At 69.3% G+C, this 26,349-nt stretch carries 28 protein-coding genes and 1 tRNA gene; 12 read left to right on the top strand and 17 right to left on the bottom strand.

Going from position 1 to position 26,349, the window contains the following annotated elements; translation table 11 throughout:
- Window positions 1-29 precede the first annotated feature (29 nt).
- Window positions 30-542 carry a D-glycero-alpha-D-manno-heptose-1,7-bisphosphate 7-phosphatase gene (locus WC555_RS11155; protein ID WP_373253593.1) on the bottom strand — a complete coding sequence of 171 codons (513 nt, stop codon included), beginning with the start codon at window positions 540-542 and terminating at the stop codon, window positions 30-32.
- Between the two features lie 164 nt (window positions 543-706).
- Between WC555_RS11155 and WC555_RS11150 the strand changes: the two genes are divergently transcribed.
- Both WC555_RS11150 and WC555_RS11145 read left to right on the top strand, forming a co-directional pair.
- Window positions 707-1,864: a DegT/DnrJ/EryC1/StrS family aminotransferase gene (locus WC555_RS11150; RefSeq protein WP_373253592.1), complete on the top strand. Its 1,158-nt coding sequence runs from the start codon at window positions 707-709 to the stop codon at window positions 1,862-1,864.
- A gap of 9 nt (window positions 1,865-1,873) precedes the next feature.
- Window positions 1,874-2,809 (top strand): Gfo/Idh/MocA family protein, encoded by a 936-nt coding sequence (locus tag WC555_RS11145; protein WP_373253590.1) that lies wholly within the window; start codon window positions 1,874-1,876, stop codon window positions 2,807-2,809.
- Between the two features lie 3 nt (window positions 2,810-2,812).
- On the opposite strand, the gene WC555_RS11140 is transcribed toward WC555_RS11145, so the two are convergent.
- From WC555_RS11140 to WC555_RS11125, 4 genes are read right to left on the bottom strand one after another with little or no spacing between them, the layout of a single operon-like run.
- The gene (locus tag WC555_RS11140; RefSeq protein WP_373253588.1) at window positions 2,813-3,196 is read right to left on the bottom strand and encodes a type II toxin-antitoxin system VapC family toxin; all 384 of its coding nucleotides are present in this window, start codon (window positions 3,194-3,196) and stop codon (window positions 2,813-2,815) included.
- Window positions 3,193-3,471 carry a type II toxin-antitoxin system Phd/YefM family antitoxin gene (locus WC555_RS11135; RefSeq protein ID WP_373253586.1) on the bottom strand — a complete coding sequence of 93 codons (279 nt, stop codon included), beginning with the start codon at window positions 3,469-3,471 and terminating at the stop codon, window positions 3,193-3,195. The genes WC555_RS11140 and WC555_RS11135 overlap by 4 nt, the downstream gene beginning before the upstream one ends.
- A gap of 13 nt (window positions 3,472-3,484) precedes the next feature.
- The gene (locus WC555_RS11130) at window positions 3,485-3,973 is read right to left on the bottom strand and encodes a MaoC family dehydratase (RefSeq protein WP_373253584.1); all 489 of its coding nucleotides are present in this window, start codon (window positions 3,971-3,973) and stop codon (window positions 3,485-3,487) included.
- Between the two features lie 14 nt (window positions 3,974-3,987).
- Complete coding sequence (locus WC555_RS11125; RefSeq protein WP_373253582.1) at window positions 3,988-4,968, bottom strand: threonine/serine dehydratase; 981 nt, start codon at window positions 4,966-4,968, stop codon at window positions 3,988-3,990.
- Window positions 4,969-5,233: 265 nt separating this feature from the next.
- Here WC555_RS11125 and glpK point away from each other — a divergent pair, with 265 nt between their 5' ends.
- Both glpK and WC555_RS11115 read left to right on the top strand, forming a co-directional pair.
- A complete protein-coding gene (gene glpK / locus WC555_RS11120) occupies window positions 5,234-6,739 on the top strand; it encodes a glycerol kinase GlpK (RefSeq protein ID WP_373253580.1) in 1,506 nt (501 codons plus the stop codon).
- Complete coding sequence (locus tag WC555_RS11115) at window positions 6,736-7,827, top strand: phosphotransferase family protein (RefSeq protein ID WP_373253578.1); 1,092 nt, start codon at window positions 6,736-6,738, stop codon at window positions 7,825-7,827. The genes glpK and WC555_RS11115 overlap by 4 nt, the downstream gene beginning before the upstream one ends.
- Before the next feature lie 45 nt (window positions 7,828-7,872).
- Here the strand turns inward: WC555_RS11115 and WC555_RS11110 are convergent, their stop codons facing one another.
- The 5 genes from WC555_RS11110 to ccmC form a co-directional block, all read right to left on the bottom strand.
- On the bottom strand, window positions 7,873-8,628 hold the full coding sequence (locus tag WC555_RS11110) for a DUF1223 domain-containing protein (RefSeq protein WP_373253577.1): 756 nt from the start codon (window positions 8,626-8,628) through the stop codon (window positions 7,873-7,875).
- Window positions 8,629-8,699: 71 nt separating this feature from the next.
- A complete protein-coding gene (locus tag WC555_RS11105) occupies window positions 8,700-8,924 on the bottom strand; it encodes a hypothetical protein (RefSeq protein ID WP_373253576.1) in 225 nt (74 codons plus the stop codon).
- A gap of 34 nt (window positions 8,925-8,958) precedes the next feature.
- Window positions 8,959-9,525: a DsbE family thiol:disulfide interchange protein gene (locus tag WC555_RS11100; protein ID WP_373253575.1), complete on the bottom strand. Its 567-nt coding sequence runs from the start codon at window positions 9,523-9,525 to the stop codon at window positions 8,959-8,961.
- Entirely contained in the window at window positions 9,522-9,719 is a 198-nt protein-coding gene (gene ccmD / locus WC555_RS11095; protein ID WP_373253573.1) for a heme exporter protein CcmD, read from the bottom strand. The genes WC555_RS11100 and ccmD overlap by 4 nt, the downstream gene beginning before the upstream one ends.
- A 2-nt stretch (window positions 9,720-9,721) precedes the next feature.
- On the bottom strand, window positions 9,722-10,441 hold the full coding sequence (gene ccmC / locus WC555_RS11090) for a heme ABC transporter permease CcmC (protein WP_373253571.1): 720 nt from the start codon (window positions 10,439-10,441) through the stop codon (window positions 9,722-9,724).
- Between the two features lie 137 nt (window positions 10,442-10,578).
- Here ccmC and WC555_RS11085 point away from each other — a divergent pair, with 137 nt between their 5' ends.
- Entirely contained in the window at window positions 10,579-10,803 is a 225-nt protein-coding gene (locus WC555_RS11085; RefSeq protein WP_373253569.1) for an alkylphosphonate utilization protein, read from the top strand.
- Window positions 10,804-10,877: 74 nt separating this feature from the next.
- The gene (locus WC555_RS11080; RefSeq protein ID WP_373253567.1) at window positions 10,878-12,326 is read left to right on the top strand and encodes an amidohydrolase family protein; all 1,449 of its coding nucleotides are present in this window, start codon (window positions 10,878-10,880) and stop codon (window positions 12,324-12,326) included.
- Between the two features lie 4 nt (window positions 12,327-12,330).
- On the opposite strand, the gene ccmB is transcribed toward WC555_RS11080, so the two are convergent.
- Window positions 12,331-12,996, bottom strand: a complete 666-nt coding sequence (gene ccmB, locus WC555_RS11075; protein WP_373253565.1) for a heme exporter protein CcmB — start codon at window positions 12,994-12,996, stop codon at window positions 12,331-12,333.
- Window positions 12,993-13,592, bottom strand: coding sequence for a heme ABC exporter ATP-binding protein CcmA (ccmA, locus tag WC555_RS11070; RefSeq protein ID WP_373253564.1), 600 nt, complete (start codon window positions 13,590-13,592; stop codon window positions 12,993-12,995). The genes ccmB and ccmA overlap by 4 nt, the downstream gene beginning before the upstream one ends.
- 351 nt (window positions 13,593-13,943) lie before the next feature.
- Between ccmA and acnA the strand changes: the two genes are divergently transcribed.
- Complete coding sequence (gene acnA, locus WC555_RS11065) at window positions 13,944-16,649, top strand: aconitate hydratase AcnA (protein WP_373253562.1); 2,706 nt, start codon at window positions 13,944-13,946, stop codon at window positions 16,647-16,649.
- Between the two features lie 85 nt (window positions 16,650-16,734).
- Here the strand turns inward: acnA and WC555_RS11060 are convergent, their stop codons facing one another.
- The 3 genes from WC555_RS11060 to WC555_RS11050 form a co-directional block, all read right to left on the bottom strand.
- On the bottom strand, window positions 16,735-17,142 hold the full coding sequence (locus tag WC555_RS11060; RefSeq protein WP_373253560.1) for a hypothetical protein: 408 nt from the start codon (window positions 17,140-17,142) through the stop codon (window positions 16,735-16,737).
- 107 nt (window positions 17,143-17,249) lie between these two features.
- A complete protein-coding gene (locus tag WC555_RS11055) occupies window positions 17,250-17,777 on the bottom strand; it encodes a hypothetical protein (RefSeq protein ID WP_373253558.1) in 528 nt (175 codons plus the stop codon).
- 75 nt (window positions 17,778-17,852) lie between these two features.
- Window positions 17,853-18,746: an isoaspartyl peptidase/L-asparaginase family protein gene (locus WC555_RS11050; RefSeq protein ID WP_373253556.1), complete on the bottom strand. Its 894-nt coding sequence runs from the start codon at window positions 18,744-18,746 to the stop codon at window positions 17,853-17,855.
- Between the two features lie 147 nt (window positions 18,747-18,893).
- On the opposite strand from WC555_RS11050, the gene WC555_RS11045 reads away from it, so the two are divergent.
- Window positions 18,894-19,895 carry an NADPH:quinone oxidoreductase family protein gene (locus tag WC555_RS11045; protein WP_373253554.1) on the top strand — a complete coding sequence of 334 codons (1,002 nt, stop codon included), beginning with the start codon at window positions 18,894-18,896 and terminating at the stop codon, window positions 19,893-19,895.
- Here WC555_RS11045 and WC555_RS11040 read toward each other — a convergent pair.
- Window positions 19,892-20,299, bottom strand: coding sequence for a YkvA family protein (locus WC555_RS11040; RefSeq protein WP_373253552.1), 408 nt, complete (start codon window positions 20,297-20,299; stop codon window positions 19,892-19,894). The genes WC555_RS11045 and WC555_RS11040 overlap by 4 nt on opposite strands.
- A 54-nt stretch (window positions 20,300-20,353) precedes the next feature.
- Here WC555_RS11040 and WC555_RS11035 point away from each other — a divergent pair, with 54 nt between their 5' ends.
- Window positions 20,354-21,136, top strand: coding sequence for an SDR family NAD(P)-dependent oxidoreductase (locus WC555_RS11035; RefSeq protein WP_373253550.1), 783 nt, complete (start codon window positions 20,354-20,356; stop codon window positions 21,134-21,136).
- A 119-nt stretch (window positions 21,137-21,255) separates the two neighbouring features.
- Window positions 21,256-21,330, top strand: a tRNA-Gly gene (locus WC555_RS11030).
- Between the two features lie 157 nt (window positions 21,331-21,487).
- On the opposite strand, the gene WC555_RS11025 is transcribed toward WC555_RS11030, so the two are convergent.
- Window positions 21,488-22,585, bottom strand: coding sequence for a phytase (locus WC555_RS11025; protein WP_373253548.1), 1,098 nt, complete (start codon window positions 22,583-22,585; stop codon window positions 21,488-21,490).
- A gap of 244 nt (window positions 22,586-22,829) precedes the next feature.
- Here WC555_RS11025 and WC555_RS11020 point away from each other — a divergent pair, with 244 nt between their 5' ends.
- Both WC555_RS11020 and WC555_RS11015 read left to right on the top strand, forming a co-directional pair.
- Complete coding sequence (locus tag WC555_RS11020; protein ID WP_373253547.1) at window positions 22,830-25,058, top strand: TonB-dependent receptor plug domain-containing protein; 2,229 nt, start codon at window positions 22,830-22,832, stop codon at window positions 25,056-25,058.
- A 208-nt stretch (window positions 25,059-25,266) separates the two neighbouring features.
- Window positions 25,267-26,349: PAS domain-containing protein (locus WC555_RS11015; RefSeq protein WP_373253545.1), on the top strand; the 1,083-nt coding region annotated here is incomplete at its 3' end.

The raw sequence follows: 26,349 nt of genomic DNA, 5'->3' as shown, positions 1-26,349 counted from the left end.
GGAGCGAAATCCCACAGCCCGCGCTGCGGCTAATGACCGAGCAGGTCGCGGATGAAGGCGTCCAGATCCCCGCCCTCGAACAGGAAGCCGGGGACGCCGGCGCGGCGGGCGGCCTCCATGTCGGAGGGCTGGTCGCCGATCATGAAGCTCTTCGCCGGATCGATATTGTGGTCGGCGACAGCCCTCAGGATCATGCCGGGATTGGGTTTGCGGTCCGGGTGATCCGGATGGATATACGCTTCGACCCGGCCCTCGGCATGGAAGGGGCAGGCGTAGACGGCGCCGATGATCGCGCCTTTCGCCGCCAGCCGGCGCACGATCAGGGCGTTGAAGGCCTTCATCTGGTCTTCGGTGAACAGGCCGCGCGCCACGCCGGACTGGTTGGTGACGACGACGCACAGATAGCCCAGCTGGTTCAGCCGCCGCACCGCTTCGGCCGCGCCGGTCACAAGACGGAGATGGTCTTCCAGATGGGGATAGCCGGTGTCCTCGATCAGCACGCCGTCGCGATCGAGAAACACGGCGGGAACGCCGGTGGTCATGGTCGTTGCGCTTACGGCGCCGTACACCCCCGTTGCAAGCCGTCACGCGAAGTGACGGCGTTCGATTTGGCGTGGCGGCGTCCGATTTGGTAGGAGGCGCCCATACCGCGTCTCCCTCCGGGGCTGACGCCGCTTGCGCCGCGCGCGACCGGAGACCTTCCGCCATGACCATTCCCTTCATCGACCTGCAGGCCCAGCGTCTGCGCCTGAACGGCCGGATCGAGGCCGCCGTGCAGGAGGCCGTGGTGGGCGGCGCCTGGGTCATGGGTCCGCAGGTGCGGCAGTTCGAGGCCGATCTGGCCGCCTTCGGCCAGGCGAAACACGCGCTCGGCTGCGCCAACGGCACCGACGCCCTGGCCCTGCCGCTGATGGCCTGGGGCATCGGGCGGGGCGACGCGGTCTTCGTGCCCAGCTTCACCTTCGCCGCCACGGCCGAGATCGTGCCCTGGTTCGACGCCGAGCCGGTCTTCGTCGATGTGGACGCCACGACCTACAATATGGACCCCGGCCATCTGGAGGCGGCCATCGAGGCGACGCTGAAGGAAGGCCGGCTGAAGCCGCGCGTGGTCATCGCCGTCGACCTGTTCGGCCAGCCCGCCGACTATCCGGCCATCAAGGCGATCTGCGACAAGTACGGGCTCAAGCTGATCGCCGATTCGGCCCAGGGCTTCGGCTGCACCATCGATGGCGAACACCCCCTGAAATGGGCCGACATCACCACCACCAGCTTCTTCCCGGCCAAGCCGCTGGGCTGCTACGGCGACGGCGGGGCGGTGCTGACCCATGACGACGACCTGGCCCAGCTGATCGATTCCCTCCGCGTGCACGGCAAGGCGGTGGCGCGCGATCTGGAGGGCAAGACCTTCGATCACGACCCCAAATATCTGAACATGCGCATCGGCCTGAACAGCCGTCTGGACACCATCCAGGCCGCCGTCCTGATCGAGAAGCTGAAGGTGTTCGGCCAGGAGATCGAATGGCGCAACCGCATCGCCGCCCGCTACAACGAGGGCCTGCGGGCCCATGTCGCCGCCGTGCCGGACGTCCCGGCGGGAAACGTCTCCAACTGGGCCCAGTATACGATCGAGCACAGGGATCGCGATGGTCTGGCGGCGCACCTGAAGGAACAGGGCGTTCCGACGGCGGTCTATTATCCGATCCCGCTGCACCTGCAGCCGGCCTATGACATGTACCCGCGCGGGCCGCAGGGTCTGCCGGTGACGGAGCGTCTGATGCAGCGGGTGATCAGCCTGCCGATGCACGCCGACCTCGACGAGGCGACGCAGGACAGGATCATCGCGGCGGTCGCCAGCTTCGGCTAAGGTTCGCGCATGACCCAGAATCTCCCCCCCCTGAAGGTCGGCGTCGCCGGCGTCGGCGTCATGGGGCGCAACCACGCCCGCGTGCTGTCGGACATCCGCGATTTCGACCTGACCGCCGTCTTCGATCCCGACGCCGCCACGGCCGAGGGGATCGCCGCCCTGTATGACGCCCAGGCCTTCACCACGGCGGCCGACTTCATCGCCGCCGGTCTGGACGCCGCCGTGGTCGCCACGCCGAACCGGCACCATGCCGACCTGGGCGTCGCCCTGCTGGAGGCCGGGGTGCATGTGCTGGTCGAGAAGCCGATCGCGGCGACGGTCGCCGACGCCCGGCGCATGATCGACGCGGCCAGGGCGAATGACCGTGTGCTGATGGTCGGCCAGGTCGAGCGCTTCAATCCGGCGGTCGAGGCGGTCAAGCGCGCCATCGATGGCGACGACGTCATCTCGATCCAGATCACCCGCGTCGGTCCCTTCCCGCCGCGCATGGGCGAGGTCGGGGTGGTCATCGATCTGGCCGTGCACGACATCGACATCATCCGGCACCTGACGGATTCCGAGATCGTCGAGGTCCAGCCCCAGCTGGCCCGCACCCGCGCCGAGCGCGAGGACACGGCCCTGCTGCAGTTCCGGCTGGAGAACGGGACCATCGCCCACATCACCACCAACTGGGTCACGCCCTACAAGGTCCGCACCCTGCAGGTCGCGACGATGAACAAATTCGTCGTCGCCGACCTGATCACCCGTCAGGTCACGGAGTATTTCGGTCAGCAGCCCGACGGCTCCTACCAGACCCGGGCGGTGAACAGCTGGCCGGCCGAGCCGCTGAAGAAGGAGCTGGAGGCCTTCGCCCACGCGATCCGCACCGGCGAACCGCCCGCGGTGACGGGGGAGGACGGGCTGCGGAACCTCGAAGTGGCGTTGCGGTGTCTGGGGGAGGGGTAGCCTTCAGTCGAGCGCGCTGATGATATCCGTTTGCGCAAAGTCGTCCCCGACGTACAGAAGCGGGCAGCCATACATCTCGGCGAGGGCATAGCTGAAGCTGTCGCCGTAGTTCAGGTAGGCGGCATGGAAGCCTTTTCCCCAACGACGGTAGGCGTCGGCCGCCCGTTCGGCGAAGGCCTGATCCACCGGGACAACCTCAAGAGCCAGTTCAGCCAGGAACGGTCGCAGCGCCGGGCGGAACTCGGCGCGAGACCCTACGATCAGGGTTTCGGTGAACGTAGCCGCCGAAATGATCAGCCGGTTGTCCAGAAGGACGTCCATGCAGCGCGGCGCGAGCGGCTGGCGAGCCAGAACCTCGATCAGGGCCGAACTGTCGACGGCTATCAAGCCGGCAGGCCGTTATCGTCGTAGAGGAAATCCTGGCTTCGCGCGGCGTCGAAGTCCGGCGGAAGATCCCCGACCAAGGCTTGAGCGGCGCGGATCGCCGCCGCCCGCTGTTCGCGCAGCTTGCCAGAGGCTCGCACGGGAACGAGGCGAATGACCTCCTTGCCGTGACGCGTCAGGACCACGTCCTCTCCGCCCTCGGCACGCCGGACGAGATCGGTCAGATGAGCCTTGGCTTCCGAGATGGCGATATGCGTCATGGCCAAAATATGGACCAATCAATGGTCCATTTCAAGATCGCCCGCCCACCACCTGCATCCCCAGCCATTCCGCGATCAGCGCCGGCTTCTCCGCCCCTTCGATCTCGACCGTGACCTCGTGCTTCAGCAGCCAGCGGCCGCCGCCCTTGTCTTCGGCCGAGAGGAGTTTGAACCGGCCCCGGACGTTCGATCCCGTCGGCACGGGGGCGAGGAAGCGCAGTTTGTCGAAGCCGTAGTTGACGCCCATCACCACGCCTTCCAGCGGCGGGACGGCGTCATAGGTCATGGCCGAAAGCAGGGAGAGCGTCAGGAAGCCGTGGGCGATGGTTCCGCCGAACGGAGTTTTCGCCGCGGCCACGGGATCGACGTGGATGAACTGCCGGTCCTCGGTGATTTCGGCGAAGGCGTTGATGCGGGCCTGGTCCACGCGGATCCAGCGGCTGACGCCGATTTCCTGGCCGATCAGGCCGGGCAGGTCGGCGACGGGGGTCGGCTGACCCTTGCGTTCGGTGCGGCTCATGGGCGTCAGGCTCCTCAGGCGATTGGGGTGAAACGGTCTTCGATGATGGCGGCGAACAGGGCGGGATCGACATTGCCGCCCGAGAGGATGACGGCGGTGGTTCGGTCCTTCGCCTCGACCTTGCCGGCCAGAATCGCCGCCAGCGACACGGCGCCGCCCGGTTCGACCACCAGTTTCAACGTGTGGAAGGCGTAGCGGACGGCCTCGGCCACCTCGGCGTCGGAGACGGTTTCGACGCGGTCGATGCGGCGATTGATGGGGAAGGTCAGCTCGCCGGGCCGGTCGGTCATCAGGGCGTCGCAGATGGTCCCTTTCGCCGGGGCGTGGGTCAGCCGTTCGCCCGCCGCGATCGACAGCTGCATGTCGTTGTAGTCGCGCGGCTCGACCGCGATCACCGGCGTGTCGGGCGACAGGGCGGCCATGGCCAGATTGATCCCGGCGATCATGCCGCCGCCGGAGGCGCCGCAGACCAGCTGGTCGAGCGGCGCGTCGGCCTGTTCGATAATTTCGAGCCCGATGGTGCCCTGGCCCTCGATGACGAAGGGGTCGTCGAACGGGCGGACGAGGATGGAGCCGCGCGTGCGGGCGATCTCCTCGCCGATGGCCTCGCGGCTTTCGGCATATCGGTCGTACATCCGCACCTCGCCGCCGAAGGCGATGACGCCGTCGACCTTCACCTTCGGGCTGTCAGCGGGCATGACGATGACGGCCGAGGTTCCCCTCATCCGCGCGGCGCAGGCCACGGCCTGGGCGTGATTTCCCGACGAATACGCCACGACGCCGCGCGTCAGCTCATCGGGGGTCAGGCGGCTGATGCGGTTCCAGGCCCCGCGGAATTTGAAGGCCCCGGCGCGCTGCAGGGTCTCGGCCTTCATCAGCACGCGGCCGCCGACGCGCTCGTTCAGCGCCGGGCTTTCGATCAGCGGGGTGCGGACGGCGTGGCCGAGCAACTGGCGGGCGGCGTCCTGTACGCCGGCGAAGGAGGCGGTGTGCATGCAGAACTCATAGCGGCCCGACCATCCCGGCGAAAGCCGGGCTTCCGGCGTCAATCCAACGGCCGGAAGGTTCATCACAAAGGACACGAAGAAGAGATCACGAAGAGCACAAAGGGACCCGCGCCTGTCTCGCCTGCGTTCGTGTCCTTCGTGACCCCTTGGTGTTCTTCGTGATGAACCTCCCGGCCCCGAAAGCAGGCTCCGGGGTTGCGGCCTCGCCGCGATGAGCGGTTGAGTCTGCCGAAGGCCGCTCTAACCTGCGCCGATGAAGTCTCTGATCCTCGCCATCGACCAGGGCACGACGTCCACCCGCGCCATCGCCTTCGAATGCGCGCCCGAGGGCGGGCTGCGGCCCGTCGCCGTCAGCCAGATCGAACTCGAGCAGCATTTCCCCCGGCCCGGCTGGGTCGAGCATGACGCCGCCGAAATCTGGACCGCGACGCTGCAGACCTGCCGCGAGGTCATCCGCAAGGCGGGCGGCGTCGGGCGGTTCGCGGCCATCGGCATCACCAACCAGCGCGAGACCTCGGTGTTGTGGGACGCCGCGACCGGCGAGCCCCTGCACCGCGCCGTCGTGTGGCAGGACCGGCGCACGGCGGCGGCCACCGGCCAGTTGGCCGCCGCGGGGCATGAGCCGATGGTGCAGGCGGCGACGGGGCTGATCCTCGATCCCTATTTCTCGGCCTCGAAATTCGCCTGGCTGCTGGACGCGGTCCCCGGCGCGCGCGACCGCGCAGCGGTGGGCGAGGTCAAGGTCGGGACCATCGAGACCTGGCTGATCTGGAAGCTGACGGGCGGCGCCAGCCACGTCACCGACGCCACCAACGCCAGCCGCACCTCGCTGATGGATCTGGCGACGCGGCAATGGCGGCCGGATCTGGCGGCGCTGTTTAATGTGCCGATGACGGTGCTGCCGGAGATCCGGGGGTGCGCCGATCCTCTCGGCGACTGCGAGCCGTCGCTGTTCGGCGCGGCCCTGCCGATCCACGGGGCGGCGGGGGATCAGCAGGCGGCGCTGGTCGGCCATGGCGCGCTCAAGGCGGGGGACGCCAAGATCACCTATGGCACCGGGGCGTTCCTGGTCGCCAATGTCGGCGCGGCGCCGGTGACCTCGACCAGCCGGCTGCTGGGCACCCTGGGCTACGCCGTCGGCGGGGACGCAGCCTATGCGCTGGAGGGATCGATCTTCTCGGCGGGGTCGGCGATCCAGTGGCTGCGCGACGGGCTGAAGGTGATCACGGAGTCACGGCAGTCCGAGGCGTTGGCGCAAGGCCTGGAGGACAACGGCGGCGTCTATCTGGTCCCCGGCTTCACCGGCCTGGGCGCGCCGTGGTGGGAGCCGGAGGCGCGGGGGACGATCACCGGCCTGACCCGCGACAGCGGGCCGGCCCATATGGTGCGGGCGGCGCTGGAGAGCCTGGCCTATCAGACCCGCGACCTGCTGGACGCCCTGGCGAAGGACGGGGCGCCGGGGCTGAAGGTGCTCAGGGTCGACGGCGGGGTCACCGCCAACGCCTTCGCCATGCAGTTCGTGGCCGACATCTGCGAGGTCGTGGTCGAGCGGCCGGCGTTTCAGGAGATGACGGCGCTGGGGGCGGCCAAGCTGGCGGCGCTGGGCGTCGGCCTGATCGGCGATCTGGAGGATCATCCGGTCGAGGCCCCGGCGCGCTGGACGCCGCGGATGGAGGCCGGCGAACGCGAACGTCTGCTGAAGGGCTGGCGCGGCGCCGTGCGGGCCGCCATCATCGCCGCGAATCCGGACCCGACATGACCACACCTGATCTTTCCGATCCCGCCCTGTCCGACGCCCAGGCCGCCTTCTCGGGCACGCGCGAGGTCGATCCCCGCCATGCGCTGGACGCGGCGGCGCTGGAGCGCTGGCTGACGGCGAATGTCGCGGGCTACGCCGGGCCGCTGACCATGCGTCAGTTCAAGGGCGGGCAGTCGAACCCGACCTATGAGCTGGCCACGCCGGGCCGGACCTATGTGCTGCGCCGCAAACCGCCGGGGACCTTGCTGGCCAGCGCCCATGCGGTGGACCGGGAGTTCACCGTCATCTCGGCCCTGCACGCGCAGGGTTATCCGGTCGCGCGGCCTTATGCTCTGTGTACGGACGAGACCGTCATCGGCTCGATGTTCTACGTCATGGACAAGGTCGAGGGGCGGGTGCTGTGGGACCTGAAACTGCCCGGCATGGAACCGGCGCAGCGGCGGGCCATCTATGACGTCCAGGTGGATACCCTGGCCGCGCTGCACGCCTTCGACCCCGCCGCCATCGGCCTCGGCGACTATGGCCGACCGGGCAATTATTTCGAGCGGCAGGTCGGGCGCTGGACGAAACAGTACCGGGCGTCGGAGATCGAGCCGATCCCGGCCATGGACCGGCTGATCGAATTCCTGCCCGCCACCCTGCCGCCGGAGGGGCCGACGCGGATCGTCCACGGCGACTTCCGCCTCGACAACATGATCCTCGCGCCGGATGCGGCCGAGGTGCGGGCGGTGCTGGACTGGGAGCTGTCGACGCTCGGCGATCCAATGGCGGACTTTTCCTACCTGCTGATCGCCTGGGTCATTCCGGCCAGCGCGCGCAACGGCCTGGCCGGGGTCGACATCGAGGCCCTGGGGATTCCGTCCGTCGAGCAGACGGTCGAGCGCTACACCCGGCTGACGGGGGCGACGCCGGGCGATCTGGACTGGCTGTTCGCCTATAATCTGTTCCGGCTGGCGGCCATCTGTCAGGGCATCGCCGGGCGGGTGCGCGACGGCACCGCCGCCAGCGTCCACGCCCGGGCCATGGCCGAACAGGTGCCGATGCTGGCGGCCGGGGCGTTGTCGTTTGCGAAGAAGGCGGGGGCCTGAGGCGATCCCGCGGCCGGAACCAGCCCTCGTCGGGGCAGGCGCGCCTCAGCCCGGCGGCAGGACGGCGGCGTTGAGGATGCGTCGGTCGCCCTTGCCCTGAACCAGGATGGCGACGGCCTGGTCCGGATCGCGCGCGGCGGGCAGGGCGTAGAGGCGCGGCTGGCCGGTCCAGTCGCCCAGGGTCCGGACCGAACGGACGACATTGGTGTGGCGCACGCTGCGGCCGCGGTTGTCGCCGCGATCGATCTCCACCGTCTGCGGACCGGGCGTGTACATCACGGCCACGACCTCCGCCCCGCCGGCCGGGGACGGACCCGAGCCGACCCCGACCCGGTCGCCGGTGTCGCGGAATTCGATCTCGGGCGGGAAGATGCGGCGCGCCGCCTCTTCGTCGATGGCCGATTGCAGGGCGGGGCCGCCGGCGCCCACGACCTGACGGCGGCCGTCGATCACGACCTGGGGGGTGGAGACGTCGCGCAGACGCAGCGGGCGGCGATAGGCGCGCTGGCGCTGGGCGAACTCGGGCCGGGCGAAGGTGTCCTGCCAGCCCAGATAGTCCCAGTAGTCGACGGCCCAGGTCAGGGCGATGACGCCGGGCTCGTCGGCCACGGCCTCGATCCGGGCGTTGGCCTCGGGACAGCCGGCGCAGCCCTGGGCGGTGAACAGTTCGACGACGACGGGCTCGGGCGGCGGGGCGTCGCGGTGGGCGACGCGTTTCGGAGCCGGCTGGGCTCCCGCCCCCGCCGCCAGCAAGGCGGCCGCGAGGGCCGCCGCAGGGATGATCCAGCCCTTCGTACGCATGGGCGGCAGGTTAATCACGGCAGGCGAAAACACGCCGCTCATTTTCGCGTGAAGGCCGAACGGGCCCCGTCCTAGACGCGGATGTCCAGCAGGGCCCCCGGCCGGGCGGACTGGGCTTCGAAGGGGGCGGCCGTCGGTTGCGGCGCGGCGGATTTCAGGTCGGGCCCGGCCGGCGGGCCCTGAACGGCCTCCAGGGCGGCCTTGAAGAAGTCCGATCGCGAGGCGCGCACGGGCGTCTGGCCCGCGGGGTGCGTCGGGAACAGGGCGGAGGGCAGGTTGGGACGAATCGCGCTCATGCCGACAGGGTTAATGAAAACCGCAGGAAAAGGGTTAACGGCGCGGCGCGGTCGGCAGGGGGCGAGGCGGGGCCTGGATGGCGGCGACCATCCGTTCGATCTCGGCGTCGTCGACCAGGGGGCCGCTGGACTTGGCGACCACCCGGCCCATGGCGTTGACGGCGAAGGTCTCGGGCGCGCCGGTGATGCCCAGATCGAGTCCGGCCCGGCCGTCCTGATCCACCAGCACCATGGAATAGGGATCGCCCAGTTCGTCGAGGAAGCGCCGGGTGTCGGCGGGATCGTCCTTCCAGGCCACGCCGACGACGGCGACGCCGCGGGCTTTCAGGGCCATCAGCTTAGGATGCTCGACCTTGCAGGGCAGGCACCAGCTGGCGAAGACATTGACGAGCATGGGCTTGCCCACGCCCGCGGTGCGAATGTCGACATGACCGGGGCCGGGCGTGGCGCCGGTCAGGATCGGCAGGACGGTCTGGGGGATCGACTGGCCGACGAGGGCGTCGGGCTTGATCGCCGGATCGCGCTTCAGCGACCAGCCGATGAACAGGGCGGCGAGGGCGACCAGCACCACCAGCGGAATGAGGGACAGCCAGCGGCTCATTGTGTGGGCGCCGCCGGGCTTCGCCCTGCTTGAGCGCGGGTCGTGTCCACGGTCTCGTCGAGGCGCTTCAGTTCCGCGTTCCAGCGCCGCGACGCGATCAGGGCGCGGACGGCGAGGACGGCCAGCACGGCGGCGCTGATCCCCCAGGCGGGCCAGACGAAGGCGGCGTAGGCGCCCATGTCGAGGTCGATCATCTTCAGGCCTCCTGTGCCCGGCGGGCGCGCAGGGTCAGGACCCGGCGGCGGACGATCTCGGTGCGGATCGAGGTGATCCAGACGGCGAGGAAGAAGACCCCGAAGGCCGCCATCATGGTCAGCAGGGGCGTGAGAAAGACGGCGGGCATGGCGGGACCTTCGGCCCGCAGCAGCGAGGCGGGCTGGTGCAGGGTGTTCCACCAGTCGACCGAGAATTTGACGATCGGCAGATTGATCAGGCCGACCAGGCCGAGCACCGCGGCGGCCCGGGCCGCCTTGGCCTCGTCGTCGATGGAGGCGCGCAGGGCCATGTAGCCGAGGTAGAACAGGAACAGGATCAGCACCGACATCAGCCGCGCGTCGCCCCACGCCCACCAGACCCCCCACATGGGCTTGCCCCACAGGCTGCCGGTGATCAGGGCCAGCAGGGTGTAGGCCGCGCCGGGCAGGGCCGCGGCCCGCGCCGCCGCATCGGCCAGCGGATGGCGGAACACCAGGGCGAAGAAGCTGGAGACGCCCAGGGCCGCATAGATCATCAGCCCGACCGAGGCGGCCGGCACGTGCACGAACATGATCCGCAGGGTGTCGCCCTGCTGATAGTCCTCGGGCGCGGCGAAGGCGAACCAGGTCCCGACGGCCAGCAGCACGACGGCCAGCGCCCACAGCAAGGGCGTCAGCGGACGGGTGAAACGCAGGAAGCGGTCTGGATTGGCGAGGAACATCGAGGGGTTCTTTAGTCGGCTATCGCGCTTCGCGCTACATGAGCCGCCTGGCGGGTCGTCGCGCTTCGAACGCCCCGGGGCGTGACGGACGGCCAAGCTGTGCTAGAGCGTCGCCCATCAAGTCTGAAAGGCCCGCCATGACTGACGATGTCACCAAGGATTCCAACGGCAACGTCCTCGCCGACGGCGACAGCGTGACCCTGATCAAGGACCTCAAGGTCAAGGGTTCGGGCGGGGTGACGCTGAAGCGCGGCCAGCTGGTCAAGAACATCCGGCTGACCGGCGACACGGACGAGATCGAGGCCAATGTCGACAAGGTGCGCGGCCTCGTGCTGCGGACCGAGTTCGTCAAAAAGGCCTGACGGCGGATTACGAAGGCTTAAGTGTTCGGGCGGCCGCAACTCCGTTAGCCATTGGCGCAGTCGGAGGATCGATCATGACAACCGCCCGCGGAATCCTGGCCGGACTGGCCCTCGCCCTGGCCGCCGGCACGGCGCTCGCCCAGATCCCGGCCCCGCCCGAGGCCCAGGCCGCGCCGGCGCCGCGCCGCCCGGCCTGGCTGGCGTTCGACGAGCCGGTGATCCTGATCCGGGATGTGAGTCTGGTCGACGGCACGGGCGCTCCCGCACGCCCGGGCATGAGCGTGCTGATCCGCGACGGCCGCATCGACGGGGTCGGCCCGGATCTGGCGGCTCCGGAGGGCGCGCGGGTGATCGAGGGAGCCGGCAAGACCCTGACTCCCGGCCTCGTCCTGATGCACGAGCACATGTTCTATCCGACCGGGCGGGACAATTACGGCGAGATGAGCTTCAGCTTCCCGCGCCTGTATCTGGCCGGCGGCGTCACCACCCTGCGCACCGCCGGCTCGATGTCGCCCTATGCCGACCTGAACCTCAGGACCGAGATCGCGGCGGGGCGCACGCCGGGGCCGGACATGGACGTGACCGCCCCCTATCTGAACGGGCCCGGCCTGCCGATCGTGCAGGTGAATGCGCTGGAGGGCGCCGACGACGCGGAGCGCATGGTCAACTATTGGGCCGCCGAGGGCGCGACCTCCTACAAGACCTATATGCAGATCACCCGCGCCGAACTCGGCCGGGTGGTCGAGCTGGCGCACGCGCGCGGCCAGAAGGTCACCGGCCATCTCTGTTCCGTGACCTATCGGGAAGCGGCCGATCTGGGGATCGACAACCTCGAGCATGGCTTCTTCGCCTCGACGGACTTCGTGGCCGACAAACAGCCGGACGTCTGCCCCGACCAGGCGGCGACCCTGACCGCTCTGGCGACCATCGATCCTGCCTCGCCCGAGGTCCAGGCCCTGATCCGGCGCCTGGTCGACAAGGGCGTTGTGTTGACCTCGACCCTGACGATCATCGAAACCCTGACGACCGGCCGGCCCAAGGCGCCGGAAGCGGCGCTGGAGCTGCTGACCCCGCCGGTGCGGGCCCAGTACGAACAGGTCTGGCCGCTGGTCCAGCAACGGCCGGGCGACGAATTCCGCAACCTGCTGGCCAATATGATGCGGCTTGAACGGGCCTTCGCCGACGCCGGCGGCACCCTCGTCGCCGGCACCGATCCGACCGGCTATGGCGGCGTCATTCCGGGCTTTTCCTCACGCCGTCAATTGCAGCTGATGCTGGAGGCGGGGTTCGACTTCGAGACGGTGGTGCGGATCGCTTCGTTGAACGGGGCGCGGTTCCTGGGGCGCGACGCGGAGGTCGGCTCGATCGAAGCGGGCAAGCGGGCGGACCTGATCCTGATCGACGGCGATCCGTCGACCGATCCGACCGCGCTGGACCGGTTCCAGTATGTGTTCAAATCAGGCGTCGGCTATGACCCGGCGGTGATCCTGACGGGGCTCAAGGGAACCGTCGGCCTGCATTGATCGGTCAGCCCTGGGCGTTCCGGATCGCGGCCGCCGCCGCGAAGGGCGTGACCACGGCGGCGAACAGCACATAGGCGGCGAGGAATGCCAAAGCCGGTGTGGGGTCGAGCCCGTTGGCCGCCCGCTCCAGCGCGCCCGCGCCGAAGACCACCGGCGGAATGAACAGGGGCAGGACGACGACGGCGATCAGCAGGCCGCCGCGTTTGGCGCCGAGGGCCAGCGCCGCGCCGAGGGCTCCGGTCAGGGCGAAGCCGAGGGCGCCGATGAGGGCCGACAGGCCGACCAGGGGCGCCAGCGCCGGCGGCAGGCCGAGGGTGACGGCGGCGAGGGGGGCGGTGATCGCCAGAGGGGCGCCGACCGCCAGCCACTGCGCCTTGGCCTTGGTCAGAACGACCAGCTCCAGCGGGACGGGCCCCAGCGCGATCAGATCGAGGGCGCCGTCCTCGAGGTCGCGCTCGAACAGCCGTTCCAGCGACAGGATCGACGACAGGGCGAGGGCCAGCCAGGCGATCCCGCCCGCGACCGGCTTCAACCCCGCCGGATCGCCGCCGGCGGCCAGCGGGACCAGCACGGTCAGGCACAGGAAGAAGCCGCAGGCCAGCAGGGGCCCGCCGCCGCCGGCCCAGGCGAGGGCGAGTTCGCGGCGGAAAAGAACGAGGAGGGTCCTCATCGTCCCGCTCCGATGTCCAGCACGCGGGCGGGAAGCGGCAGGGGATCATGCACGGCGGCGATGAGGCCGCCCCCCTTGTCGAGATGGGCCTGCATCAGCAGGCCGAGCGCGGCGCGCCAGCGGGCGTCGAGCGGGGCGAAGGGCTCGTCCAGCAGCCAGATCGGACGCGGCGCCGCGATCAGCCGGGCGAAGGCGAGGCGGCGGCGCTGTCCGGCCGACAGTTTGCGCACCTCGAGATCCAGCAGCGGCTCCAGGGCGAGGACGTCGACGGCGGCGGCGATCCCGTCCGCATCGGCGCCCGACCACTGCGCCTGGAAGGTCAGCTCCTCCCTGGCCCGGCGGCCGCTCTTGAGGCCGTCGAGATGGCCCAGCCAGTGGACATGGTTGGCCCGGGCCCCGGCGGGTTCGACGTCGGCGAAGGCGACCGTGCCGCCGTCGGGCCGGATGAAGCCGGCCAGGGTGCGCAGCAGGCTGGTCTTGCCCGCGCCGTTGGCGCCGGTCAGGGCGATCGCCTCGCCGGAGGCCAGCGCGAACGACAGGTCGCGGAACAGAAGGCGTTCGCCGCGGGAAACGGTGAGGGAAGTTGCTGTGATCATCCCTTCCCCCCTTGCGGGGGAAGGTGGCAGGCGGAGCCTGACGGATGGGGGGTGAGACGCCGTAGAGACCGATTGGCGAACATTTGCTCCCGTCTGCCAACTGTACCAGCACCCCCATCCGACCTGCTCCGCAGGCCACCTTCCCCCGTAAAGGGGGAAGGAAGTGTGAGAACGTTTCGCAATGCCCCTGCATCCATCGTGGATACATGGACGCCGCCGGGAACCATCGCTATATCCGGGCGCGCCGCAGCAGGCGATCGTCGCGCGCGTCGGGGACCTGTGCGCCCCGCCGCAAGCCGCGCGTTCGTGCAACCGGATTGTCGGGCGGCGTTGACCAGAGGAAGCCTCTCCATGCCGTCGAACGACAGCCTCAAGACCCGTCAGGACCTTTCCGTCGGGCGCAAGAAATACGCCTATTACAGCCTTCCGGCCGCCGAGGAAGCCGGTCTGGCCGGGATTTCCCGTCTGCCGCGCTCGATGAAGGTGCTGCTGGAGAACCTGTTGCGCAACGAGGACGGGGTTTCGGTCACCGAGGCCGACCTGCGCGCCATCGCCGCCTGGACCGAGAACAAGGGCTCGGTCGAGCACGAGATCGCCTTCCGCCCCGCCCGGGTGCTGATGCAGGACTTCACCGGCGTGCCCGCCGTCGTCGACCTGGCCGCCATGCGCGACGCCATGTCGGCCCTCGGCGCCGACCCGACCAAGATCAACCCGCTGAACCCGGTCGACCTGGTCATCGACCACTCGGTCATGGTCGACCATTTCGGCACGCCGGGCGCCTTCAACCAGAACGTCGAGCGCGAATATGAGCGCAACATCGAGCGCTACAAGTTCCTGCGCTGGGGTTCGTCGGCCTTCAACAATTTCCGCGTCGTGCCCCCCGGCACCGGCATCTGCCACCAGGTGAACCTCGAGAACCTGGCCCAGACCGTCTGGACGCTGGAAGAGGGCAAGAAGACCGTCGCCTATCCCGACACCGTGGTCGGCACCGACAGCCACACCACCATGATCAACGGCCTGGCCGTTCTGGGCTGGGGCGTCGGCGGCATCGAGGCCGAGGCGGCCATGCTGGGCCAGCCGATCCCGATGCTGATCCCGGAAGTCATCGGCTTCCGCCTGACCGGCGCCATGTCGGAAGGCACGACCGCCACCGACCTGGTCCTGACCGTCACCCAGATGCTGCGCAGGAAGGGCGTGGTCGGCAAGTTCGTCGAATTCTTCGGCCCCGGCGTCACCAGCCTGACCATCGAGGATCAGGCCACCATCGCCAACATGGCCCCGGAATACGGCGCCACCTGCGGCTTCTTCCCGGTGTCGCGCGCGACCATCGACTATCTGACCGCCACGGGCCGCGACAAGGCGCGCGTCGCCCTCGTGGAAGCCTACGCCAAGGCGCAAGGCCTGTGGATCGACGAGACCTCGGAAGACCCGATCTTCACCGACGTGCTGGAACTGGACATGAGCACGGTCGTGCCGTCGCTGGCCGGTCCCAAGCGTCCGCAGGACAAGGTCGAACTGACCGTCGCCGCCCCCGCGTTCGAAACCGCCCTGGGCGAGGTCTTCAACCGCCCGGTCGACGCCCCGCGCGTCGCCGTCGAGGGTGAAAAGTTCGACCTCGGCGACGGCGACGTGGTCATCGCCGCCATCACCAGCTGCACCAACACCTCCAACCCGTCGGTCCTGATCGCCGCCGGCCTGGTGGCCCGCAAGGCCCACAAGCTGGGCCTGAAGGTCAAGCCGTGGGTCAAGACCTCGCTGGCCCCCGGCTCGCAGGTGGTCACCGACTATCTGACCGCCGCCGGCCTGCAGGCCGATCTCGACGCCCTCGGCTTCAACCTGGTCGGCTACGGCTGCACCACCTGCATCGGCAACTCGGGCCCGCTGGCCGAGACCATCTCGAAGGCGATCAACGACAACGGTCTGGTCGCCACCTCGGTGCTGTCGGGCAACCGCAACTTTGAAGGTCGGGTGAACCCCGACGTCCAGGCCAACTATCTGGCCTCGCCCCCGCTGGTCGTCGCCTATGCGCTGGCCGGTTCGATGCGGATCGATATCTCGAAGGATCCGATCGGACAGGACAAGAAGGGCAAGGACGTCTTCCTGAAGGACATCTGGCCGACCTCGAAGGAGATCGCCGACATCCAGAAGAAGTCGGTCACCCCGGCCATGTTCGCCAAACGCTATGGCGACGTGTTCAAGGGCGACAAGCACTGGCAGGGCATCGAGGTCGAGGGCGGCCAGACCTACGCCTGGGACGAGACCTCGACCTACGTCGCCAACCCGCCCTATTTCGAGGGCCTGTCGATGGAGCCGACCCCGGTCGCCGACATCGTCGAGGCCCGGGTGCTGGCCATCTTCGGCGACTCGATCACCACCGACCACATCAGCCCGGCCGGTTCGATCAAGAAGACCTCGCCCGCCGGCGTCTATCTGTCGGGCCGCGGTGTGGATGCGCTGGACTTCAACAGCTACGGCGCGCGGCGCGGCCACCACGAAGTCATGATGCGCGGCACCTTCGCCAACATCCGCATCCGCAACAAGATCACGCCGGAGATCGAGGGCGGGGTGACGAAGCATTTCCCTTCGCAGGACACCATGTCCATCTACGACGCCGCCATGCGCTACCAGTCCGAGGGCCGGCCGCTGGTCGTGTTCGCGGGCAAGGAATACGGCACGGGCTCGTCGCGCGACTGGGCGGCCAAGGGCACCCGCCTGCTGGGCGTCCGCGCCGTGCTGGCCGAGAGCTACGAGCGCATCCACCGCTCCAACCTGGTCGGGATGGGCGTGGTGCCGCTGCAGTTCAAGGCCGACGGCTGGACCCGCCTGGGTCTGACCGGCGAGGAGATCGTCACCATCCGCGGCCTGTCCGACGTCAACGTCGGCAAGCTGCGTCCGCGTCAGGACCTGTGGGTCGAGTTGTTCCGTCCCTCGGACGGCAAGATGGCCCGCTTCCCGGTCCGCTGCCGCATCGATAACCAGACCGAGCTGGACTACTTCAAGGCCGGCGGGGTGATGCCCTACGTCCTGCGCAACCTGGCGCGCGGTACGGCGGAATAGGCCTCGACATCAGACCGAACGGAAAGGGCCGGCGGAGCGATCCGCCGGCCCTTTTCCTTGCTCTGCCCCGAGCGCGACGGAGGGCCTACTGTCCGGACGCTGCAAGAACGGCTTCGAGCCGGGCCACGACAAAGGGCTCGCCGGAGCGGACGTCCCGCATGGCGCGCGCCTCGGCCGTCAAATCATCTCCGCACCGCAGCTTGTCCATCTGTGCGTTCAGCCACCGGTCGCGTTCGGAACCGTCTCCGCCGAATTCGCCCGCATAATGCTCACAGAGGACACCACGCCACTCCAACGCCTCCAGGGGGTCAGACGGCGCAGCATCGACCTGTCGGTAGCGCTCCTGCGTCGCCTCCCAGGACGCCGCGGCTGAGGGCTGGGGCGTACTGGCCGCCGCCGATGGCGCGGCCGGCTCAGGCGGCGCTGTCTGATCCGCGGGCTTGCAGGCGGTGAGGACGAGGACCGTCAGGCTCATGGCGACAATGCGGGACATGGTGCGCCCCTCCCCGGGGCATGCTCAAGCGCGGCGTGGAGCCGCGAAGCCCGACCCGGGCCGAACGCTACCCCGGCTTCCCGGAACTCCGAAATGCAATATCCGCCCTAACCGCCCGTGGCGTTGTGCGGTCCGCGGTCGCGGGGGTTGCGGCCGAAGGCCTGGTCGCAGACGGCGCGGCCGAACTCTTCCGAGACCATCATCTGGCGGTCGCCGAGCAGGCCGCCGAGACGGCCCCGGGCGCTGGTCGCCACCGAGACCGGGAAGCGGCCGACGACGCGGTTCCCATGCGTCGGATCGACGAACTCGACCGTGCCCGACAGGGTGTGGACGCCGTCACCGTTCAGCAGGGTCTCGAGCCGGCCCGCGCGCCGCATCCCGTCGATGTGGACGCGGACGTCGATCGGGGCCGTGCCCCACATGCAGCGCTTCAGCTCCTCGTGGACCTCGTCCGAGAAGGTTTCGGCGAAGTCGTCTTCGGCGTTCAGCCAGGCGCTGGACAGGGTGATGCTGCCGACCTGCGCCGTCTCCTGCAGGCCCGGCGGCAGGGCGATGGGCGGCCCGCCCTGGACGACGGGGGCGCAGGCGGCGGTGGTCAGCAGGGCGGCGGCGGCGAGGATGGCGGCGGACTTCATTTCAGGCTCCCGATTTGCCGCCAAGCTTTAGCGTGGCGGCCGGTGAACGCCGGATGAACCGTGTTCGACGGGAGATTAAATCGTCGTAAGCCGCGCGTCCTGGCGCCCGAAGACCTCGACCCCGATCTCGCCGTCCGGGGTCAGCCAGGCCCGCTTCATGCCCTGGCTGTTGAAGGGGTGGGCGATGGTCCCGTCGCGGTCGAGGGCGATCAGGCCGCCGTCGCCGCCCAGGGCGCCGATCTCGTCGATGACGGCGCGACCGGCCTCGGCCAGGGTCTGGCCGGCGCCGACGCGCCAGCTGACCTGGGCGCAGGCGGCGACGCGGATGAAATACTCGCCCTGTCCGGTGCCCGAGACGGCGACGCGGCCGTCGGCCCAGCTGCCGGCCCCGGGGATGGGGGTGTCGCCGACGCGTCCGGGCATCTTGCCGAACACCCCGGCGGTCGAGGTGGCGGCGGCCAGCCGGCCCTGATCGTCCAGCACGCAGCAGCCGACGGTGCCGTGACTCAGGGTTCCGGGCGGATGATTGTCCTCGCCCTGGCCGGCGCGGGTGAACCAGGCGTCCTCGTCGCCGATCCGTTCCAGTCCCTGATCGAGGGCGAACAGCGAGGCCCCTTCCCCGACAAGCATGACGTGCGGCGTGCGGTCCATGACCGCGCGGGCGGCCACGACCGGGTTCCGGAAACCCTGCAGGGCGGCGACGGCCCCGGCCTTGCGGGTCGCGCCGTCCATCAGGCTGGCGTCCAGCTCATAGGCGCCGGCCAGATTGGGCGAGGCCCCGCGTCCGGCGACATAGAGGCCGGAGTCTTCCAGCCGCACGGTGGTCTCGACGGCGACGTCCAGGGCGCTCGCGCCCGCGTCCAGCCGCGCCTTCATGGCCGTGACGACCTCGCGCATATGGGCGATCTCGCGGGTGTAGTCGCGCTCGCGCCGCGCGCCCGCGCCGCCGTGGAGGATCAGGGCCGTCATTCAGGGTCGTCTCCGGATCGCCCCTTTCAAACGGGCGGGACGCTGATTAGCCTCATGCCGACGCGCGCGCCACCGGGGCGGGACGCAAACCGGCTCAAACCGGGCCTCAGGTAGCGCGAAGCGCGACAGGCCCCCTAAGGATCAAATATGCGCGCTGTCCTCTCCAAGGCCCCCGGCGGTCCCGAAACCCTGGTCGTCGAGGAGGTCATGGACCCCCGTCCGATGAAGGGCGAGGTGGTGATCGAGGTGCGGGCGATCGGGGTCAACTTCCCCGACACCCTGATCATCGAGGACAAATACCAGTTCAAGCCGACGCGGCCCTTCTCGCCGGGCGGCGAGGTCGCGGGCGTGGTCGAGGCGATCGGCGAGGGCGTCACCGGCGTCCGCAAGGGCGACCGCGTCATCGCCGTGCCCGGATGGGGCGGCATGGTCGAACGGCTGGCGGTCCCGGCCGCCTCGGTGATGAAGATCCCCGACGCCATGGACTTCAACACCGCCGCCGCCCTGGTGATGACCTACGGGACTTCGTATTACGCGCTGAAGGACCGGGCGCAGCTGAAGGCGGGCGAGAGCCTGCTGGTGCTGGGCGCGGCCGGCGGCGTGGGCGTCGCGGCGGTCGAGCTGGGCAAGGCCATGGGCGCGCATGTGATCGCCGCCGCCTCGACCAATGACAAGGTCCAGTTCGCGCTGGAGGCGGGGGCCGACAACGGCCTGATCTATCCCTCGGGCAAGATGGACAAGGCGGCCCAGAAGGAGTTGTCGGGCGAGCTGAAGCTGGCCTCGGGCCGCGACGGGCCGGACGTGGTCTATGACGCCGTCGGCGGCGACTATTGCGAGCCGGCGATCCGCTCGATGGACTGGAACGGCCGCTATCTGGTGGTCGGCTTCCCGGCGGGGATTCCGTCGCTGCCGCTGAACCTGACCCTGCTGAAGTCGGTGTCGGTGATCGGGGTGTTCTGGGGCGCGGCGGTGATGCGCGATCCGGCCGCCCACGCCGCCAACATGGCCGACCTGCTGCGGTTCTGGGAGGACGGCAAGATCCGCCCGCGCGTCAGCCAGACCTTCCCGCTGGAACGCGCCCACGAGGCCATCAAGGCGCTGGGCGACCGGTCGGTGATGGGCAAGGTGGTGGTGACGGTGGAGACCTAGTCGCGCAGTCGCTCCAGCGCGGACTTCGCCTGGTCCTTGTGCCGACGCTTGATATTGGCCCCGAGGGTGGCGATCAGGGCCGCGATCACCGCCGCGTCGTCGGTGAAGCCGATGCCGGCGAAGATGTCGGGAATGGCGTCGAAGGGCAGGACGAAATAGGCCAGCGCCCCGACCATGATCCCCTTGGCCGCCGTCGGCGTTTCGGGGTCGCGGGCGGCGAACCAGACTGACAGGGCCTGGCCGGCGAAGGGGATGCGCGAGGCCGTGCGCCGGATCTTGGGCCAGAAGCCCTTCTGCACCCGCACTTCGTTGACCCGCTGGATCGAGGGCACGAGGGCGCGCGACGGATCCAGGGCGTCTTCGGGCGTCATGGGCCCGGCGGCGTGATTGGCTTTGGCGGACATGGCGGCTAAACCCCGCGGCGATCTCAAGGTTCACACAACATAGGGGCTGCGGCCATGAAACTCGACAGTTCGATTGCGGCGGTGGTGACGGGCGGCGCCTCGGGCCTCGGCGAGGGGACGGCGCGGGCCATCGCGGCCACGGGCGCCAGGGTCGCCCTGTTCGACATGAACGCCGAGAAGGGCGAAGCGATCGCCAGGGAGATCGGCGGGGTCTTCTGTCCGGTCGACGTGACCGACGACGCCTCGGTCGCCGCCGGTTTCGAAAAGGCCCGCGCCGCCCACGGGCAGGAGCGCCTGACCGTCAACTGCGCCGGCATCGCCACGGGCCAGAAGACCGTCAGCCGCAAGAAGGACACGGGCGAGATCCGCGCCCATGACATGGCCCAGTTCGAACGCACCGTGCGGGTCAACCTGTTCGGCACCTTCCGCGTCCTGTCGCAGTCGGCGGCCGGCATGGTCACGCTGGAGCCCATGGCCGACGGCGAGCGGGGTCTGATCGTCAACACCGCCTCGGTGGCGGCCCAGGACGGCCAGATCGGCCAGGCGGCCTATTCGGCTTCCAAGGGCGGCGTCTACGCCATGACCCTGCCGGTCGCCCGCGACCTGGCCCAGGAAGGGATCCGCTGCAACACCATCCTGCCCGGCATCATGTGGACGCCGATGATGGCCGGCATGGACCAGAAGATCCAGGACGCCCTGGCCGCCGCCATTCCCTTCCCCAGCCGTCTGGGGACGCCCGCGGACTATGCGTCGCTGGTGCTGGAGCTGGTCCGCAACGTCTACATCAACGGCGAATGCATCCGCCTTGATGGAGCCATCCGGCTCGCCCCGCGCTGACGCGCGGGCAGGGCGCTGTCGCCCGGCTCGCAGGGCCTCGCTGTCTGAGCGCGAGAAATGTGCGCTGGGGACTTGCGAGGGGCCAGAGCGCTAGGTATACGCCCGCCTCCGACTGAAGTGCGGGCGTAGCTCAGTGGTAGAGCACAACCTTGCCAAGGTTGGGGTCGAGAGTTCGAATCTCTTCGCCCGCTCCAGTCGACCTGAAGAGGCCCGGTCCCCGACCGGGCCTTTTTCAATTCCGCCCGGCGGCGTGAGTTCGCCAGGGCTGGTGACGAGAGTTCGAATCTCTTCGCCCGCTCCAGTCGAGAAATCTTTCCTTGAGGGCGCGGTCGCTCGCCGCTTGAGCGGCGGCTAGAGCCCGAGGGCGGTGCGGATGTCGCGCCAGTCGATGTATTTGAAATTCTGGGTCCCGACATCGTTGACGTCGTCCTGGACGACGACCAGCCCTTCCGGGAAATCTCCGACCGGACCGCCCAGCGCCGCCAGTCCGTCCGTGCCGGTCACCTTGTCCACGGCTCCCTCGGCGACGATGAAGCGCCCCTTGTAGACCGGCGCGGCGCCGTCGATGCGCCAGACGGGGAAGGCCGAGTCGCCCTGGCTCGAACCGATCAGATAGCGGGCGGCGCCGTCGGCGATGATCGTGAGGCCTTCGGCGTCGGCGACCAGAACGTCGCGGGCGACGCCCTGGACCAGGGTGCGCCCGGCGCCGGCCGCGGGATCGAGGCGATAGCGCCAGACGCCGACATTCTCCTCGGCCAGATACAGGGCGTCCGTGGCCGCGTCGGCGGCGCAGCCTTCCGAGATCGTGCCGATGTCGAAGCGGCGAACCTCGCGGGCGACCGGGGCCCCGGCGGCGTCGGCGGTCAGCACGAACTGACGCACCTCGCCCTCGTGACCCACCAGAATGGCGTGCACCTCGGCCCCGCGGCGCGCGAAGCAGAAGCCGTAAGGCTCGACCACGTCGGTGGCGATGCTTCCCCACGGCCGCACGCCGTTGTCGCCGGTTCCGGCCGGGTCGAACAGATACAGGGCCACGCCGGTCTTGCCCGGAGTCCGGTCGCTGGCGCCCAGCACCACCCGGGGGCGTCCGCCGACGGTCAGTCCTTCCGTGGCGTCGACGTTGTTCAACAGTCCCTCGGGCAGGAACTGCAGGACCTGGCCGTCGAAGCCGTAGATGTAGAGCCCGGCCTTCTTGTCGGTGCCGGCGACGAAGCCGGGGCTGGAGCGGCCGTTGACCAGGACCGGCGTCGGCGAGGCCCAGATGGCGGGATCGTCGGCCGCATCCTCGCCGCCGCCGGTTCCGACCGACGGCGTCTCGAGACGCGCCTGCACGGGGACGCCTTGGCCGACGAAACCCTCGCCCTCGCCCTGGAAGTCCACTTCCGATACGGCGCAGCCTGCCAGAAGAGCGGCCGCGGCCGTCGCCGCAAACAAGGTCCGGATTGTCATGGGCGCCCCGCATATGAAGGCGTCGCCTGACCACGGGGCGCCGGTGCGGTCAAGACGCCGTCCATGACGGTTCCGTGCCGAAACGGCGAAAATCGCTCCCGCGCCGGAAAGATTGTCATCACGGCGTGAGTGAAACGACGCCTTGTCTTCGCCGAACCGTCGCGAGGGCGTCGTCGCCACGGCTTAGCTGCGCTGTTCAGAGCCGGCGGCCGGGGGGCCGATCGGACCATCGGGGATGCCTCAAATGAAACTCGCACTGCTGCTCGGGGCCGCGCTGACGCCGCTGGCCTTCGCCGCTCCGGCGCTCGCCCAGTCGGTCGCCGATCCCGTCGGGCCGACCACCGCCCTCGAAGAGGTGATCGTCACCGGCGAACCGGTCATGCGCAACCGCACCGACGATGTCGTTCCGACCCTGTCCTACGACCTCGAATATTTCCAGCGCTTCGAGCCGCTGACCGTCGGCGACGCCCTCAAGCGCGTGCCGAGCGTGACCTTCCTGTCCGACATTCTCGAATCCGACGGCGTGCGCCTGCGCGGTCTCGATCCGGGCTACACCCAGATCCTGATCAACGGCGAACGGGTGCCCGGCGGCGAGGCCGATCGTTCCTTCTTCGTGGATCGTATCCCGGCCGAGCTGATCGAGCGGGTCGAGGTGGTTCGTTCCTCGTCCGCCAACCGTTCGGGCGACGCCCTGGCGGGGACCATCAACATCGTGCTGCGCGACGCCCTCGCCCTGGACGGCGGCTATATCCGGGCCGGCGCCATCCTGTTCCCCGACGACGAGTTCGGCGGGACCTTCGGGGCCGTCTATGGCGGTCAGGTCGGACCGGGCCGGCTGCTGGTCGGCGGCAGCGTCCAGGACCGCCGCAATCCCAAGAACAAATACAGCCAGCGCTTCGACCAACCGGGCGGCACGCTGGACAACACCGAGGTCCAGACCGATGTGCGCAGCGGTACGGATTATTCCTTCAACGCGGCCTATGAGGTCGAGGTCGGCGGCGGGACGCTGGATCTGTCGGGCGTGTTCGTGCGCACCGAGCGTCTGCAGGACGAGGACTCGATCGAGTACCGCAACGGCATAGAGACCACCGCCAACCTGCTGACGATCAATGACAACGACGTCGACATCGAAACCGACAACCTGAACCTGCGCGCCCGCTATGAGCGCGAGATGTTCGGCGGCGAAACCCGCTTCAAGCTGGGCTTCGCCAGCTTCGACGATCAGCAGTCCGAGTTCGAGAACGAGGCGGAATACCTGCGCGACGGCCTGCCCTTCCCGGAAGAGGACCGTTTCACCGCCGATCTGGAATATCGCGACCTGCAGGACGAGGAAGTGTCCGCCGCGCTCGAGCACACGCGTCCGCTGGGCGACGATGTCGAGCTCGAGTTCGGCGTCCAGGCGATCCAGAAGGACCGCGATTCGACGACCCGGGTCGCCAACCGCGTCCGCTTCACCATTCCCAACGCCCCGGCCCCCCGCCCGGCCCAGCCGCCGTTCGTCTTCACCGAGGGCAGCTATGTCATCGAGGAAACCCGGATCGACCCCTACGTCATGGTCTCGGGCGAGAACGGCGCTCTGAAGTGGGAGGTCGGGCTGCGTTACGAGACCACCGACACCACCATCGCCGGCATCGACAATGATTTCGCCGAGCTGCTGCCCTCGGCCAGCCTGCGCTACCGCCTGTCGGACTCGGATCGCCTGACGCTGTCGGTCGCCCGGACCGTCCGCCGCCCCGATTTCGATGACCTGGCTCCGGTGACGCTGGAGGAGGAGCACGGCGACAACGATTTCCGCGGTAATCCGCTGCTCGAGCCCGAAACGGCCTGGGGCGTGGACCTCGGCTTCGAGCGCCGTCTGGGCCGTCGCGGCGTGGTCGGGATCAACGCCTTCTATCGCGACGTCACCGACCTGATCGAGGACGTGAACACCGGCCTGCAGGGCAGCGGCGGCGCGGGGACCTTCATCGAATCGATCGACAACGTCGGCGACGGTCAGGTCTATGGCGTCGAGTTCGACCTCTCCACGCCGCTGGACTTCATCGGCATGGACACCACGGGCGTGTTCCTGAACGCCTCGTGGCTGGACAGCCAGGTCGAGGACATCCTCGGCGAGCGCCGCTTCAACGACCAGTCGGACTATGTGGTGAACTTCGGCTTCACCCACGACATCCCGACCTGGGGCGCGGCCTTCGGCGCCACCTACCGCAAGCAGGGCGACGCCTTCGGACGGGTCTATGCGGAAGAGGTCGCGACCTCCTACGGCGCCGATCTGGAAGTCTTCCTGGAGAAGCGGCTGTTCTCCAACACCGTCATCCGCCTGACCGGCTCCAACCTGCTGGACAGCTCCAAGGACGAGGTGTTCGACAAGTTCAACGATCAGGCCGACCAGATCGCCCGCGACTACGACGAGTACGAGCTGGAAACCGAAAGCGCCGGTCCGGTCTACCAGATGGTCATGCGCGTCGCCTTCTGACCCAGGACCATGGTCGGATGAACGGGGGCCGGGCGGCGACGCCCGGCCCTTTTTCGTGACATGAACGAGACGGTTAGCGGTATCGCTGGACCGCGGGCCGAACCCCGGTTAGGTCGCCCTTGGGGCGAAAGCGGGCCGGTCCGGTTCGCCGTTTGCAAGGTATCTCCCGAACGGGCGCCCAGGCGCCAGAACGGGACAGTCGGGTCGCATGTTTCTCGAAGGCCAGGTCAACTGGATGTGGGTGTTGGGGGGCGTCGCCGCCGTCGGCTGGGCCATCGGCCTTGTGGCGCTGTGGTTCGCCGTCCGCAAAGGCACCCAGCACACCAGCGCCACCGATCAGCTCGATCTGGTGCAGCGCGTCGCCGAGGAGTCGCAGAAGCGGCTGTTCGAAACCCTGAACGCCATCCCCGTGGCCCTGGTCGAGACCGACAAACAGGGCAAATTCGTCTTCGCCAACCGCGCCGCGCACCAGCTGCTGGGCCGTAAGGACGCCGAGCTGATCGGCCTGCGCTTCCATTCGGCGACCTGGGGCATCACCTTCCCCGACGGCCGCCCGGTGCCGCCGGACCTGTTGCCCAGCGCCCGCGCGCTGCGGGGCCAGACGGTGAAGGGCTTCCAGCATCTGCTGGCCAATCCGGCCTCGCGCCGCAAGATGCTGGTTTCGGTGACGGCCATGCCGATCGAGAACGAGCTGGGCCAGATCACTGGTTCGACCGCGGCCATCGTCGAGAGCGACGGCCTGCAGACGCCCGAAATCATCATGCCCGAGACGGCCCCGCCCCCGTCCGAGGCCCTGACCCGGCGGGTGTTCGACGCGGCCTCCAGCGCCCTGGTCGTGGTCGGCCCCGACGGACAGATGCGCGAGGCCAACCGCACCGCCCTGCAGCTGCTGGGCCGCGATCAGGCGGCCGGCGACTTCGCAGATCTGTTTCTGTCGGAGGATGAACGCGTCGAGGGTCGGCAGACGTTGCGGGCCGCCCTGTCCGCCGCCCCGGGCGAGGCCGGGCCGATCACGTCACGCAACGGCGGAGTCGACGGGGTCCGCTGGTCCATCCTGCCCCTGATCGACGCCGACGGCGCCGTCGACGCCCTGCTGCTGGCGGGCGAGCGCGGCGAAGACCTCGGCGGGAATTCGGATACGGACATCGCGTCGTCCGAAGGGACAACCGAGGCCATGACGACGGCCGACGAGGTCGGGGGCGACGAAGCCCGGGCCCGCGAGGCCGCCCTGCGCGCCGAGGCCGACGCCGCCCGGCTGCAGGCCCACGAGGCGCTGACCGCCGCCGCCGCC

Origin of the sequence: Brevundimonas sp. (assembly GCF_041648615.1) — a bacterium.
Taxonomy (GTDB): domain Bacteria; phylum Pseudomonadota; class Alphaproteobacteria; order Caulobacterales; family Caulobacteraceae; genus Brevundimonas.
This window is presented reverse-complemented; position numbering and strand designations above follow the sequence as displayed.

What these genes read in the sequence shown, in the direction of transcription:
- WC555_RS11155 (WP_373253593.1), bottom strand. Translation starts at nt 542, where the DNA reads ATGACCACCGGCGTTCCCGCCGTGTTTCTCGATCGCGACGGCGTGCTG.
- WC555_RS11150 (WP_373253592.1), top strand. Translation starts at nt 707, where the DNA reads ATGACCATTCCCTTCATCGACCTGCAGGCCCAGCGTCTGCGCCTGAAC.
- WC555_RS11145 (WP_373253590.1), top strand. Translation starts at nt 1,874, where the DNA reads ATGACCCAGAATCTCCCCCCCCTGAAGGTCGGCGTCGCCGGCGTCGGC.
- WC555_RS11130 (WP_373253584.1), bottom strand. Translation starts at nt 3,973, where the DNA reads ATGAGCCGCACCGAACGCAAGGGTCAGCCGACCCCCGTCGCCGACCTG.
- WC555_RS11125 (WP_373253582.1), bottom strand. Translation starts at nt 4,968, where the DNA reads ATGCACACCGCCTCCTTCGCCGGCGTACAGGACGCCGCCCGCCAGTTG.
- glpK (WP_373253580.1), top strand. Translation starts at nt 5,234, where the DNA reads ATGAAGTCTCTGATCCTCGCCATCGACCAGGGCACGACGTCCACCCGC.
- WC555_RS11115 (WP_373253578.1), top strand. Translation starts at nt 6,736, where the DNA reads ATGACCACACCTGATCTTTCCGATCCCGCCCTGTCCGACGCCCAGGCC.
- WC555_RS11110 (WP_373253577.1), bottom strand. Translation starts at nt 8,628, where the DNA reads ATGCGTACGAAGGGCTGGATCATCCCTGCGGCGGCCCTCGCGGCCGCC.
- WC555_RS11105 (WP_373253576.1), bottom strand. Translation starts at nt 8,924, where the DNA reads ATGAGCGCGATTCGTCCCAACCTGCCCTCCGCCCTGTTCCCGACGCAC.
- WC555_RS11100 (WP_373253575.1), bottom strand. Translation starts at nt 9,525, where the DNA reads ATGAGCCGCTGGCTGTCCCTCATTCCGCTGGTGGTGCTGGTCGCCCTC.
- ccmD (WP_373253573.1), bottom strand. Translation starts at nt 9,719, where the DNA reads ATGATCGACCTCGACATGGGCGCCTACGCCGCCTTCGTCTGGCCCGCC.
- ccmC (WP_373253571.1), bottom strand. Translation starts at nt 10,441, where the DNA reads ATGTTCCTCGCCAATCCAGACCGCTTCCTGCGTTTCACCCGTCCGCTG.
- WC555_RS11085 (WP_373253569.1), top strand. Translation starts at nt 10,579, where the DNA reads ATGACTGACGATGTCACCAAGGATTCCAACGGCAACGTCCTCGCCGAC.
- WC555_RS11080 (WP_373253567.1), top strand. Translation starts at nt 10,878, where the DNA reads ATGACAACCGCCCGCGGAATCCTGGCCGGACTGGCCCTCGCCCTGGCC.
- ccmB (WP_373253565.1), bottom strand. Translation starts at nt 12,996, where the DNA reads ATGAGGACCCTCCTCGTTCTTTTCCGCCGCGAACTCGCCCTCGCCTGG.
- ccmA (WP_373253564.1), bottom strand. Translation starts at nt 13,592, where the DNA reads ATGATCACAGCAACTTCCCTCACCGTTTCCCGCGGCGAACGCCTTCTG.
- acnA (WP_373253562.1), top strand. Translation starts at nt 13,944, where the DNA reads ATGCCGTCGAACGACAGCCTCAAGACCCGTCAGGACCTTTCCGTCGGG.
- WC555_RS11060 (WP_373253560.1), bottom strand. Translation starts at nt 17,142, where the DNA reads ATGTCCCGCATTGTCGCCATGAGCCTGACGGTCCTCGTCCTCACCGCC.
- WC555_RS11055 (WP_373253558.1), bottom strand. Translation starts at nt 17,777, where the DNA reads ATGAAGTCCGCCGCCATCCTCGCCGCCGCCGCCCTGCTGACCACCGCC.
- WC555_RS11050 (WP_373253556.1), bottom strand. Translation starts at nt 18,746, where the DNA reads ATGACGGCCCTGATCCTCCACGGCGGCGCGGGCGCGCGGCGCGAGCGC.
- WC555_RS11045 (WP_373253554.1), top strand. Translation starts at nt 18,894, where the DNA reads ATGCGCGCTGTCCTCTCCAAGGCCCCCGGCGGTCCCGAAACCCTGGTC.
- WC555_RS11040 (WP_373253552.1), bottom strand. Translation starts at nt 20,299, where the DNA reads ATGTCCGCCAAAGCCAATCACGCCGCCGGGCCCATGACGCCCGAAGAC.
- WC555_RS11035 (WP_373253550.1), top strand. Translation starts at nt 20,354, where the DNA reads ATGAAACTCGACAGTTCGATTGCGGCGGTGGTGACGGGCGGCGCCTCG.
- WC555_RS11025 (WP_373253548.1), bottom strand. Translation starts at nt 22,585, where the DNA reads ATGACAATCCGGACCTTGTTTGCGGCGACGGCCGCGGCCGCTCTTCTG.
- WC555_RS11020 (WP_373253547.1), top strand. Translation starts at nt 22,830, where the DNA reads ATGAAACTCGCACTGCTGCTCGGGGCCGCGCTGACGCCGCTGGCCTTC.